The sequence below is a fragment of the Halorientalis brevis genome (assembly GCF_023077655.1).
Genome location: NZ_JALLGV010000007.1, coordinates 40116 through 52232, shown reverse-complemented (window position 1 = coordinate 52232; position 12117 = coordinate 40116). Strand labels below are relative to the sequence as shown.

Sequence of the window (12117 nt, the reverse complement as noted above, 5' to 3'; positions counted from 1 at the left end):
CGACCATACTGGGGTATGCCGAGCCTCTCGGAGGCATACAGTGATAAACGTGGGGACAGCGACGGGCGGGACCCGCGCCGTGTGGCGCTCGGCGCTGGGCTGTCCCTGTCCGGTGCGGGGGCGCTCGTGGCGGCACTGCTGGTGGTGACGACGCCGCTGGCCGCCGTCTTCGGGCTCCGTGACCCCCTGGCAGCGAAGCATCTCGCCGGCGTCCTCGCCGGGCTTGGTGGGCCGGCCATCCTGCTCGGCGTCGTCGCCGTCCTCCCCTCGAAGCGACGCCAGCAGCTGGGTGTCGTCGCCGGCGCTGCGATCTCGACGGCGGGCGTCTGGCTGTTCTCGTACGCGTATCCCACCCACTGGATCACGTCGTCCGACCCGCTGGTCTTCGAGACGGCCATCGTCTACTTCCTCGGTGGCTTCGTCGCGCTGTGGTTCGTGTTCGTCGCGCTGGCGAATTTCCGCCGGCGCAACAGCCCGCACGGACGGGTCACCCTCGAAATCGAGAAGGAAGGCGAAACCCGCCGCGTCGAAGTCTCCCAGTCGGAGTTTCGCCGCTACAAGTCGATGGTCAGTGACGGCGGCAGCACCGAGGAGTTCCTGACCGAGATCGACGAGCGCCGCGGGGAGTAACTGTTCTCAGGAGCGATTCGATCCCCGCTGCGCAGTCGCGCCAGACTCGCCGTCAGGATTCGATTTCGTCGACGATCTGGCGAGCGGCTTCTTTCGCGTCCGATTCCTCGCTCACTGCATCCACCGGTATGAGTACGCTCTGGACCGCCCAGTCCTCGTTACCCGTTTCGTCGCCGGTACGGACTTCGCTCCCCGTGACGACGGAACTGGCGGCGTTCTCCGCCCAGTCCGGCGTCCGGATCTCGTCGAAGTCGTCCGGGTCTCGGTAGCGAACGTGATAGTAGTCATCTCCCTGTTCGACTTCGTTGACCGAGTGAGGTTCCGACATATCGGCGATTGCCCGTCCCGCTGGAAGTGGGAACGGCCGGCAAATGTAAGGGATACTTTCGCTCCGTGCGCCGACTCGATCGCTGTTCACGCTCGACTGCTTCGTGTCGGGCGTGGCCCGGCAAGTCGTGAATTCACCACGCGGACGCTGGCTTCGAACCCGTGATCGATTCGGGTCTTTCAGACCGCCGGGTTTATTCTGGCTGGGTCGCAACCCTGTGTCCGATGAAGGCGCTCCATGCCCGCTACCCGTTCCTGTCGGCCGCACGCGGTGCCGTCGAGGCCGCCGGCGTCGACCTGGCAGACCTCGTCGCCAGCGAGGACGCCGTCGTCGAGCGCGGGCTGGAACGTATCGAGTGGGCGATCACCGAGGGAACGATCGGCGAGCGACACCGCCGGACGCGCGTGGAACTGCTGTCCTATCCCGTGGCGCGCGTGCTCGTCTCGCTGGTCGACCAACACATTCTCCTGCGACGGTACAGTCGCGCGGAAGCACGGGCGGCCTACGACCGGTTCTCCGAGGAACTCGCGACGACGACGGAGTTCCAGAGCACCAGAACCGAGCGGCTGGACCTGGAGACGCTGCTCGCGGAGTTCGACCTGCAGGACAGCGTCCACGAGGTCGGCGAGGCCGACGACGGGCAGTATCGCATCGACGTGGGGCCGTATCTCGAACACGCCGCTGGCGAGTGGGGCGACGAGTGGCGGCTGGTCAACCGGCCGCTCAGCGACGGGCAGGTCCCCATCGACCAGGACGAACTGCTCGTGTTGCTTCGGCGGGCGGTCCAGCGCCGCGTCACGGACGGCCTGCCGTTCGAGGTGCCCGACGAGATCGCCGACGAACTCACCGAGGAAGTCGAGCGGATTCGCGAACTGCTGGACGACCTGGACCTCACGCGGGAGATCGACACGGTCGTCCCGGACCTGTTCCCGCCGTGTATGAAACACCTGCTCGACAAGGTCCAGAAGGGCGAACACCTCGAACACCACTCGCGGTTCGCCATCGCGGCGTTCCTGACGAGCATCGGCATGACGACCGACGAGATCGTCGAACTGTTCGAGGTGAACCCCGGATTCGGCGAGGAACAGACGCGCTATCAGGTCGACCACATCCGCGGGGACACGAGTCCCACCGAGTACTCGACGCCGGCGTGTGCGACCATGCAGTCGTACGGTGACTGTATCGGGAAAGACGACATCTGCGAGGACGTCATCAACGAGTCCCATCCCCTGAACTACTACGAACACCGGATCGACGACGCCGACGACGAGGAACTCACTGACTGGCGCGAGGACGGCGACGAGGAAGAAGAGGCGGCCGACTGAACTATTCCTGCGAGGCGAACCAGACGCCGACGCCGGCCATCACGAACACGAAGACGACGATCGCCCCGACGATGGCCAGGCCACCGGTCTCGCTGATCCCGCCGTTCGTCTGAAACTCCATACCGACGAGGGCGACAGCGCCGATGAAGACTAGCACGGCCACAAACGAGACGGCGGCCTCGACGACTGTCTCCCGCTCGATTTCCATGTCCGCGGCTTTCCCCGGCCAGTGCAAAAGGGCTTCGATGCCGTCGCGTCCGCCCGATTCCACGGCGGGCGAGCGGTTTAGGTAGCTCCAGAACCTACGTTTCGACTGGACGCACGAGAACACAGCCGCGTCCTGAGCGCTATGTCACAGGTACGTTCTCCGAAAGTTGCACTTGCACCGGACCTCCGGAAACTCGACGAGCGCGCCGTCCGCGCGTGGACGGAGCCGATGGCCGTCGTCCCGCTCGGTGGCGGCGTCTATCGCGTCGAGACACACGAGGACCACAGCTACAGCGTCGACCTGCCCGGCCAGCGCTGTACCTGTCCAGACCACCAGTACCGCGGCGTCCAGTGTAAACACCTCCGGCGCGTCGCCATCGAGGTCACCCAGGAGCTAGTGCCGCCGCCCGGTAAGGAAGTCGCCGACTGTGCGGTCTGTGCGACCGAATCGTTCGTGCCCGAACTGTCCGACCCGCCGCTGTGCGACGACTGCCGGCTCGAACCCGGGGACATCGTCCGGGACAGGGAAACGGGCGAGGCCGACCTCGGGGAGGCCTCGGAAAACGCGAGCGGTGAACGAAGTGAACCGCGAGCCGGTGACCGCCTCGTCGTCACGCGAGTCACGCCCGAGCGCGCCGACGAGTACGTCGTCGAAGCCGTCGGACAGACGATCGCCGACTTCGCGACGAACGAGGGCTACCCGGCCGAGGACCTCGTCGTCGAGGTGGTGTACCTCGGTGACGCAGCGCGGCGGGACGACCCCCGAACGTACGCGTTCCCCTACTCGCGGCTGGACCACAGCGAGGACGCGGCGCTGCTCGACTAGAGCATCGCGACGGCGTCGTCGACGGAGATGTCGCCGCGCTCTAGAGCCTCCAGCACTTCGCGCGCGTCTTCGTCGTCTTCGTCGTCACTCCTGGCGGCGTCGGCGGCCTCGGCGAGCGTGACCTTCTGGGAGTCGCCGACGAACTCGGCGAAGTCGACGCCCTCGGAGAGCGCCGTCTCCTTTTTGACCCGGTAGTTGCCGCCGTCGGTCGTGTAGAGGTCGCCGGGATGGAAGAAGTACCAGTCCTCGCGGTCGAACCGCACGCCGACGCGTGGTTTCGCGCCGAAGTTCTGGGCGAAAAAGAGGAGCGCTTCGATCTCCCTCCCCTCGAGATAGATGGGGTCGCCCGCAGAGGATTTCGCCTCGATGGCGTAGAAGGTCTCGCCGTCGCCGGCCAGCACGTCCGGGAGTTCCCGCTCGGTGGCGCTCCCGCTGGCGGGAGCGCGCATGACGGCGAACCCGGACTCGTCGAGCGCGTTGACGAGTTCGCGCTCTCTGCGATCTCCCTTTCGGTTGCTCGACATGCTCTCGGCTTGACCGGGGGAGGCAAAAAGCAACACGCAACCGCAGTGAAACTGAACGCAACCCACTTGCTCCTCCCGGCCACAGTGTCGGACGCATGAAACACGGGTGGCTGCTCGCGTGACGGAGACGCCGCTTGTCGTCTACGCGCTGGCGCTGTTGCCGGCCGTGCTCTGGGGCTTCGGCCCGATCCTCGACAAGCGGGGGATGTCAGCCGGCGGCAGTTCCCTCCAGGCGGCGCTCGTGGTCGTCGTCGTGGACTCGACGCTGTACTGGCTGGCGCTCCTGGTGCGCTCCTGGCCGGACCCGCTCTCCGGGTTGACGCTCCCGCTCGTCGCGACGTTTGCCGTCGCTGGGCTGTTCGGGACGGCGCTGGGGCGTATCTTCGTGTTCGCCGGCGTCGAGCGCGTCGGTGCCAGCATCAATAGCGCGGGGATCAGCACGCGGCCGCTGTTCGCGACGCTGCTCGCCGTCGCAGCGCTGGGCGAACCGCTCGGGCCGCTGACCGGCGTCGGCATCGTCGTCCTCGTGGGCGGACTCGTCGCGCTCACCTACTCCAAGGGCGGCGACGTTTCGGGCTGGCAGCCCCGTGACATCCTCTTCCCGGTCGGCGCGGCGGCGGTCTTCGCGATGGGGAACGTCCTGCGCCGATACGGGTTCGTGGACACGGGGGCGACGCCGCTGCAGGCCGTCGCCATCAACGAGACGGCGGCGTTCGTCGCGCTCGCCGGGTACGCGCTGGCGAAGGGACGCACCGACGTGCTCTCGGCACCCCGGGCTTCCTACCGCTATTTCACGGGGAGCGGGCTGCTGACTGCCGTCGCGCTCCTGTCCTTTTTCGCGGCGCTGGCCATGGAAGCCGGCCGAGTCGCCATCGTCGACCCGTTGACCGCGACGGCGCCGCTGTTTACGACTGTCTTCTCGGCGTTCCTCTTGCAGGACGTGGAGCGGGTCACCAGAGGCGTCGTTCTGGGTGCCGCGCTCGTGGTCGTCGGTGCCGTGTTAGTGACGGTCTGACCGCAACCGACTCACAGTCGAACTGCGACCAATCAGCACGTCGTCCTGCGGTTTTTCCCTGTCGGTCCCGAAGTCGGTGTGGGTCCGGAGATGAGCGGGAAACACACGCTACAACCGAGCGAGGAGGTCGACGAGCGACACCTCGAACTGGCACGTCACGAGGGCGAGGCCTACCAACGGGCTGCAAAGCACATGGTCGACGAGGTGGCTCACACCGGCGCGATGACGGAGGTCGGTGACTACGTCGTCGGGTTCGCCCAGGAGGAAGCCGAGGGACTGTATCACGTGCGGGACGGTGCCCTCCAGTGGGAAGAACCCGCCGAGAATCAGAACTGTCACCTCGAAGTCCTCGTCGCCGAGACCGAAACCGGTCGGTTCCTGCCGGAGATGTCCCCGCGCGCGACGCTGACCGACCAGGAGGGCAACCAGACCGGTCCGATGGAGGTTCCGTTCGTGTGGCACCCGGGGCTCCTCCACTACGGACGGAACTTCGAACTGCCCGGTGCGGGCACCTACGAGATCACGATCGAACTCGACCCGCCGGCGTTCCCGCGGCACGACGAACAGAACGGCGAGCGGTTCGACGAACCCATCGAAGCGCACTTCCAGAACGTGGAGATCGAACCCGGCCGGAAGTAGTCGGCCCGATCACCCGGGACGGCGAACCGCGACGAATCGCAGGCGACGGTAGTCGGCCGTCCACGTTTCGGTTTTCTCGTCGAACAGCGCGGAGCGGAGTCGATCTTCGACGGCAGCGACGACCTCGTCGATTTCTTCGCGCGCGAGGTCCGCGAACAGGCTGTCGCCGAACATCCCCAGCCAGTTTCTGAGGCCGGCCTCGCCACCCTCCAGTTCCGTCGGGCGGTCGAACAGCACTGCCCGCCGAACCTCGAACCCGTGGGTCTCCAGCCGCGGTGCGTACTCGCCGATAGTCGGGAAGTACCAGGGGTTAGGCACGTCGTAACCCCGGTCGTGCAGCGCGTCGCGCGTCGCGGAGACGACGCGGTCGACGTTCCCCGCGCCACCCATCTCGGCGACGAACCGGCCGCCGGGGACGAGAGCGTCCCGCACCGTCTCCAGAACGTCGTCCTGGTCTCCGTCCGGAATCCAGTGGAGTGCCGCGTTCGAGAACGCTGCGTCGAACGACTCGTCGGGGACGAAGGTGCGGGCGTCGGCCCGCTCGAACGCCAGGTCGGGATAGCTCTCGCGGGCCTCTCGGATCATCGCTGCTGACTGATCGACGCCCAGTACCGTCGCGCCGCGGTCGGCGATCTCGGCCGTCAGGTGGCCGGTGCCACAGCCCAGATCCAAGACGCGCTCGTCGGACTGCGGATCGAGGCGGTCGAGGAGGCTCTCGCCGTACTCGAAGACGAAGGCGTGATCGTCGTCGTAGTCGGCCGCGTTCCACCGGTTCGTCGACTCGCTCCCGCCGGTCATACGACGCGGTTCGCGGCCGCGGGCAAAAAGCAATCGGCGTGACACCTCACCGCCGCGCCTCAGCGGTTCTGGTTCGTGCCTCGCTCCCGAAGAATCGTGTTTCGAAGCTTGGGCAGGTAGTGAGTCAGATTCGTCGTCGTCACGATACCCACGAGTTGGCCGCCATCGACGACTGGCAGGCGGCGGATGGAGTGTCGTTTCATCAGGTCTGCCGCGGCGTGGATCGGTTCGGTGCTCTCGATCGTGACGACCGGCGCGCTCATGAACGTCGACACCGGCACCGTCTCCATGTCACCGTTCGCTGCGACCTGCTGGATGACGTCCGATTCCGTGACGATTCCCGTCAGCGTGCCGGAATCAGGGTCGACCACCACGAGCGATCCGAGCTGTCTCTCGGCGAACCGGCGCGCTACTCCAGCCGCGGTCTCCTCCCCGGTGATCGTTTCGACACCGCGGGTCATCACGTTCGCCACGGGAATGTCGATCATGGTCCCCTGTCCACGGACCGAGAGTTAACAGTGTTGACCGTGCTGACTCCGGCGGAAGCGGGCTGTCTGCTGGGGAAGTGCGATTCGAGTCAAGTTCCGTGCTGCCAGGAGCCCATGTACTCGCGCTGTGCGTCGCTCAGGTCGTCGAAGCCGACGCCCTCGGCGGCGAGTTTGATCTCGGCGACTTCTCGATCCAGGTCGTCGGGCACGTCGTGGACGCCGGCGGCGTACTCCTCGCCGCTCTCGACCAGTTCGCGGACGCAGACGGCCTGGACGCCGAACGACTGGTCCATGACCTCGACGGGGTGGCCCAGCGCGACCGGCGTCGCGAGGTTGACCAGGCGGCCTTCGGCCAGCACGTTCAGTTCGCGCCCGTCGGGCATGACGTACGCCTCGATGCCGTCGCGTGGTTCGGTGACTTCCTCGGCCATCTCTTCGAGGGCGACGAGGTCGATCTCCACGTCGAAGTGGCCGGCGTTGGCCAGCAGGACGCCGTCTTTCATGACCTCGAAGTCCTCCTCGGTGATGATGTCGCGGTTGCCCGTCGTCGTGATGAACACGTCGCCCTCCGCGGCGGCCTCGCGCATGGGCATGACCTCGTAGCCCTCCATGTGGGCCTCCAGGGCGCGGCGTGCGTCGACCTCCGTGACGATGACGCGGGCGTTCTGGCCGGCGGCCTTCTTGGCGACGCCGCGGCCGCAGTCCCCGTAGCCGCCGACGACGACGGTCTTGCCGGCGTAGGAGAGGTTCGTCGTCATGGCGATCGACGCGAGCGAGGACTCGCCGGTGCCGTGGACGTTGTCGAACAGGCGCTTCATCGGCGTGTCGTTGACGGCGAACACTGGGTACTCCAGGGCGCCGTCGTCGTCCATCGCGCGCAGGCGGTGGACGCCCGTGGTGGTCTCCTCACAGCCCCCGACGATGGTGTCGATGAGCTCGGGGTAGTCCTCGTGGATCGCGGCGATGAGGTCCATCCCGTCGTCGACGGTGATCGTCGGTTCGTGCTCGATGACGGCTTCCATGGCCGCGTAGTACTCGTCGTCGTCGACCCCACGCTCGGCGTAGGACGTGACGTTCCCGTGGGCGTCGAGGGCGGCGCTCACGTCGTCGTGGGTCGAGAGCGGGTTACAGCCGGTGATGGCGACCTCCGCGCCGCCTTCGGCCAGCGTCTCCGCGAGGACGGCTGTCTTCGCTTCGACGTGCATCGCCATCCCGATGCGCTCGCCCGCGAAGGGCTGTTCGTCCTGGAAGTCCTCCCGGAGCGAGGCCATGATGGGCATGTGTTCGCGCGCCCAGTCGATCTTTCGCCGCCCTTCCTGTCGGGCGGTTTCGACGTCGTCGAGCGTCTCGCTGATCGGCGCAGTCATTGCCGGACGAAAGGACAGGGCGTTCAAAACACTGCCGAACCGACCCAACAGGTGCGCCGATCGTCGCGTCCCGCAGAAAGAGACCGTTCGCGTGACCGTTCCGCCTGATCGCGCCGCTCAGCTTCAGCGACCGCGTCCGTTGCCGTTCCCGCGGTTCGCGGGCGGGCCGTTGCCGCTCTCTTCGTCCTCTTCCTCGTCGGGCTCTCCCTCGTCGTCATCGTTTTCGGCTTCCGCAGCGGACGCTGACTCCTCGGTCGTTGCCGTCTCCGTCTCCGTCTCGTCGTCGGTTTCGTTCTCGTCGTCGGTTTCGTTCTCGTCGTCATCTTCGACGAACTCGGGCGGGCCGCGGCGGTCGTCGTCGGTTTCGTTCTCATCCTCGTCTCCCTCGACGAACTCGGGCGGACCGCGGCGGTCGTCGTCGGTTTCGTTCTCATCTTCGTCTCCCTCGACGAACTCGGGCGGGCCGCGGCGGTCGTCGTCGGTTTCGTTCTCGTCGTCATCGCCTTCCGGCCCGGCGTGTGTCGGTGGGCCGGCGTGGGCGGGCGCGTTCCCGGGGTTGTGCTGCGTGACGAACGACGCGATCATGCGGCCGAGCGGCTGGTCGCTCAGTTCCGTCTCGTTCGTGCTGTTCGTGTCGTTCGTGCTGGTCAGCTCAGCGCGGAGCTGCTCCTTGTACTCGCCCAGCATGAGGCCGAACGGATCTGCTTCGAACTCTGTCTCGTTGTCCTTCGTTTCGTTCTCCTCGACGTCGGTTTCGTTCCCGTCGAACTCCGTCTCGTTAGTGTCGTCGTCGGTTTCGTTCTCGTCTGTGGTGTTCGTGCCGTCGGTCGCGTCTGTGCTGTCGTTCCCCGCGATCGCGAGCGCGTTCGTCGACTCGACAGCGGTCGGTCCGGACGCCGCCGCGGCCGGTCCGACGGCCGCCGCGACCAGCAGTGCAACCGATGCGAGTGCGAGCAGTGATCGTCTTGAACTCATCACTTGGTTGCATGGAACTTACCAGTATAAACCCGGATTCCCGTTCACCCCGTTCAGACGCTCCAAAACTGTCGTAGAAGCGTTTATATCGTTTACAAACGGATCTCGGCGTTTAATCGGCGACCTGGTCTACTCCTCTGCGCGGTCGACGAGCGCCCGTGCGTGCTCGGTGGCGTCCTGGACGACCTGCTGTTCGTCGAGCGTGAGAACGGTGCGGTCACGCATGAGCACCTGGCCGTCACACACCGTGTGGCGCACGTCCGAGCCGGTCACGGCGTAGGCGAGGTGGCTCACCAGGTCGTGACCCGGCGTGAGTCGTGGCTCGTCCAGGTCGATCACGGCGAGGTCGGCGTTCGCGCCTGGTTCGATGCGGCCCGAGTCGACGCCGATGGCGGCCGCGCTCCCCTGGGTCGCCATCTCGACGACGGTCGGCGCGTCGACGGCGCTGGCGTCGTCGGCCGCGAGCTTGCCGAGCATCGCGGCGTCGCGCATCTCGTCGAACATCGAGAGGTCGTTGTTCGAGGCCGCGCCGTCGGTGCCCAGGCCGACGGTGACGCCCGCGTCGAGCATGTCCTGGACCGGCGCCATGCCGCTGGCGAGTTTCATGTTCGAGGCCGGGCAGTGGACGACCGCCGTGCCGCGTTCGGCCAGCAGCTCGTGTTCGGTCGCGTCGGTGTGGACGCCGTGGGCGATGAAGCTGTCCTCGCCGAGCAGGCCCACGTCGTCGGCGTACTCGAGCGGTCGTTCCCCGTGCTCGTCGACGAGCGGGTCGACTTCCCCTTCGGTTTCGTTAGCGTGGAAGTGGATCGGGAGACCGGCTTCGTTCGCCTCCGGGACGAACTCCCGGTAGTACTCCTCGCCGACGGTGGTCAGCGAGTGGGGCTTGAACGCCGTCGAGATGCGGCCGTCGGCCGCGCCGTCGTACTCTTTCGCGAACGCGAGGCTGTCCTGGAGTTCCTGGCGAGCCGCCTCGTCGTCCTGGCCGACCGTAATGGCGCCGTACCCGAGCATGGCTCGCATCCCGGTTTCCTCGACCACCTCGGCGACCGCCGGCATGTCGAAGTACATGTCCGCGAAGCAGGTGGTCCCGGAGCGGATCATCTCCAGGACGCCCAGGCGCGTCCCGACGCGGACGTCCTCGGCCGTGAGCTCGGCCTCGACGGGCCAGATGTCCTCCTGGAGCCAGGCGTCGAGGGGCTTGTCGTCGGCATATCCTCGCAGGAGCGTCATCGCGACGTGGGTGTGCGCGTTGACGAGGCCGGGAATGACGAGGTCGCCCTCGGCGTCGAGGCCGACGTCACCTTCGTCGACGTCGCCGACGTCGAGGATCGTCCCCGCGTCCTGGTCGACGAGGACGTCGGCGCGTTCGATCGTCATGTCCGGGCGGAGCACCTGCCCGTCTGCGATTCGAAGCGTGGTCATACCGCTCGCTTTCGCGGCCGGGTGCGTTAATCCACCGGGTCTGTCTGGGGTTCCGCGTGCGAAAAGCAGTTGCCCGCGCGTGACGACGACCAGATATGCGCATTGCCGTGCCCAACAAAGGGCGTCTGCACGACCCGGCCGTCGACCTGCTCGATCGGGCCGGCCTCCACGTCGTCGACGGGGCCGACCGGAAACTGTACGCCGACACCGTCGATCCCGACGTGACGATCCTCTACGCCCGGGCCGCCGACATCCCCGAGTACGTCAGCGACGGCGCCGCCGACGTCGGCATCACCGGCCTCGACCAGGTCCGCGAAGCCGACGCCGGCGACCTCGTCGACATGCTCGACCTGGAGTTCGGCGCCTGCAAACTCGTCCTCGCCGCGCCCGAAGAGAGCGCCATCGAGTCCGTCGCGGACCTCGCTGGCGGCACCGTCGCCACCGAGTTCCCGAACATCACCCGCAACTACTTCGACGAGCAGGGGATCGACGTAGAGATCGCCGAGGTCTCGGGCGCGACGGAACTGACGCCCCACGTCGACATCGCCGACGCCATCGTCGACATCACCAGCACCGGGACGACCCTGCGGATGAACCGCCTCGCGGTGATCGACGACGTCTTGGAGAGTTCCGTCCGCCTGTTCGCTCGTGAGGACGTTACCGACGACGAGAAGGTCCAGCAGGTGACGATGGCGCTGCGCTCGGTGAAGTCCGCCGAGGGCAAACGCTACCTGATGATGAACGTCCCCGAGGACAATCTCGAAGCTGTGGAGGACGTGATTCCCGGCCTCGGCGGCCCGACGATCATGGACATCGCCGGCGAGGAGATGGTCGCGGTCCACGCCGTCGTCGACGAGCGCCACGTCTTCGAGACCATCAACGATCTCAAGGCTGAGGGTGCGACCGGTATCCTCGTCACCGAGATCGAGCGCATGGTCAAATAGTACCTTTTTTCTCGTCGGGTTCGAGTCGCGGCGAAGCCGCGCTCGAACCTCTCCTCGAAAAAATCTACGCTAAAAAAGCCGCGAGTCGCGCCGAGGGCGCGCTCGCGGGGAACCGCGGCGCTTCGCGCCGCGGATGCTGGTGGTCAGTACAGAGCGTACAGTCAGCGCAGCGGCTTCGTTTCTTTCTGATACCTCCCGTTGAATCAGCTGGTCAGTGTGAGTGCTTCGGTACCGACCGGACGTCTCGGCAAATCACCGGGGTACGTCGGATAACGGTCAAAATAGATCCCTCTCGTCTAGTCCAGTATCAATTCCGAAACGAGGAGAATGAGTAAGATGGCGGCAATACTGAGGGCTAGTAAGCGCAGTACTCCTGCTGAACGTTGACGTTCCGGAGGCAGAGACTCGGCGAACCCAATGAAAGCAAACGCAATACCCTGAAAGAGCAAGTTAGGAGGACCAGCGAGTAGTCTACCAATATACACCCACCCGAGAAGGGAGATGAACGATACAAACAAGAAGACGAACCCCTTCCTTCGTCCATCTGGCTCACGGAACAGTACCCGTCGGTATATCTCCATAGTTGCAAGTGACGATCTAACTAAATAACCAGTTTGGATGACTGAAAA

Annotated in this window: 15 protein-coding genes; 6 read left to right on the top strand and 9 right to left on the bottom strand. The window is 66.0% G+C overall.

The features are described 5' to 3' along the window. Nucleotides 1-15 precede the first annotated feature (15 nt). Entirely contained in the window at nt 16-630 is a 615-nt protein-coding gene (locus MU553_RS15760) for an alkaline shock response membrane anchor protein AmaP (protein ID WP_247379151.1), read from the top strand. A gap of 52 nt (nt 631-682) precedes the next feature. On the opposite strand, the gene MU553_RS15755 is transcribed toward MU553_RS15760, so the two are convergent. Continuing rightward, on the bottom strand, nt 683-958 hold the full coding sequence (locus MU553_RS15755) for a hypothetical protein (protein ID WP_247379150.1): 276 nt from the start codon (nt 956-958) through the stop codon (nt 683-685). Between the two features lie 224 nt (nt 959-1182). Here MU553_RS15755 and priL point away from each other — a divergent pair, with 224 nt between their 5' ends. Further along, nucleotides 1183-2283 carry a DNA primase regulatory subunit PriL gene (gene priL, locus MU553_RS15750; RefSeq protein ID WP_247379148.1) on the top strand — a complete coding sequence of 367 codons (1101 nt, stop codon included), beginning with the start codon at nt 1183-1185 and terminating at the stop codon, nt 2281-2283. 1 nt (nt 2284) lies between these two features. On the opposite strand, the gene MU553_RS15745 is transcribed toward priL, so the two are convergent. After that, entirely contained in the window at nt 2285-2554 is a 270-nt protein-coding gene (locus MU553_RS15745) for a DUF7472 family protein (protein ID WP_247379146.1), read from the bottom strand. A gap of 78 nt (nt 2555-2632) precedes the next feature. Here MU553_RS15745 and MU553_RS15740 point away from each other — a divergent pair, with 78 nt between their 5' ends. Further along, on the top strand, nt 2633-3316 hold the full coding sequence (locus MU553_RS15740; RefSeq protein WP_247379144.1) for an SWIM zinc finger family protein: 684 nt from the start codon (nt 2633-2635) through the stop codon (nt 3314-3316). On the opposite strand, the gene hjc is transcribed toward MU553_RS15740, so the two are convergent. Beyond that, nucleotides 3313-3840: a Holliday junction resolvase Hjc gene (gene hjc / locus MU553_RS15735; RefSeq protein WP_247379142.1), complete on the bottom strand. Its 528-nt coding sequence runs from the start codon at nt 3838-3840 to the stop codon at nt 3313-3315. The two genes, MU553_RS15740 and hjc, sit on opposite strands and share 4 nt — an antisense overlap. Nucleotides 3841-3958: 118 nt before the next feature. Between hjc and MU553_RS15730 the strand changes: the two genes are divergently transcribed. Together MU553_RS15730 and MU553_RS15725 are read left to right on the top strand one after the other, a co-directional pair. After that, a complete protein-coding gene (locus MU553_RS15730; RefSeq protein ID WP_247379140.1) occupies nt 3959-4855 on the top strand; it encodes an EamA family transporter in 897 nt (298 codons plus the stop codon). 90 nt (nt 4856-4945) lie between these two features. Next, entirely contained in the window at nt 4946-5494 is a 549-nt protein-coding gene (locus MU553_RS15725) for an iron transporter (RefSeq protein ID WP_247379138.1), read from the top strand. Nucleotides 5495-5503: 9 nt separating this feature from the next. Here the strand turns inward: MU553_RS15725 and MU553_RS15720 are convergent, their stop codons facing one another. The 5 genes from MU553_RS15720 to MU553_RS15700 all read right to left on the bottom strand — a co-directional run bounded on the left by MU553_RS15720 (nt 5504) and on the right by MU553_RS15700 (nt 10544). Then, nucleotides 5504-6292, bottom strand: coding sequence for a class I SAM-dependent methyltransferase (locus MU553_RS15720; RefSeq protein WP_247379135.1), 789 nt, complete (start codon nt 6290-6292; stop codon nt 5504-5506). Nucleotides 6293-6351: 59 nt separating this feature from the next. Beyond that, the gene (locus tag MU553_RS15715; RefSeq protein ID WP_247379133.1) at nt 6352-6780 is read right to left on the bottom strand and encodes a CBS domain-containing protein; all 429 of its coding nucleotides are present in this window, start codon (nt 6778-6780) and stop codon (nt 6352-6354) included. A gap of 89 nt (nt 6781-6869) precedes the next feature. Then, nucleotides 6870-8147 (bottom strand): adenosylhomocysteinase, encoded by a 1278-nt coding sequence (locus tag MU553_RS15710; protein WP_247379131.1) that lies wholly within the window; start codon nt 8145-8147, stop codon nt 6870-6872. Nucleotides 8148-8270: 123 nt separating this feature from the next. Further along, entirely contained in the window at nt 8271-9122 is an 852-nt protein-coding gene (locus MU553_RS15705) for a hypothetical protein (RefSeq protein ID WP_247379128.1), read from the bottom strand. Between the two features lie 129 nt (nt 9123-9251). Beyond that, complete coding sequence (locus tag MU553_RS15700; protein WP_247379126.1) at nt 9252-10544, bottom strand: amidohydrolase; 1293 nt, start codon at nt 10542-10544, stop codon at nt 9252-9254. Between the two features lie 95 nt (nt 10545-10639). Here MU553_RS15700 and hisG point away from each other — a divergent pair, with 95 nt between their 5' ends. Continuing rightward, nucleotides 10640-11488, top strand: a complete 849-nt coding sequence (hisG, locus tag MU553_RS15695; RefSeq protein ID WP_247379124.1) for an ATP phosphoribosyltransferase — start codon at nt 10640-10642, stop codon at nt 11486-11488. Between the two features lie 296 nt (nt 11489-11784). Here the strand turns inward: hisG and MU553_RS23955 are convergent, their stop codons facing one another. Further along, entirely contained in the window at nt 11785-12069 is a 285-nt protein-coding gene (locus MU553_RS23955; protein WP_465262013.1) for a DUF8011 family protein, read from the bottom strand. Between the last annotated feature and the right edge of the window lie 48 nt (nt 12070-12117).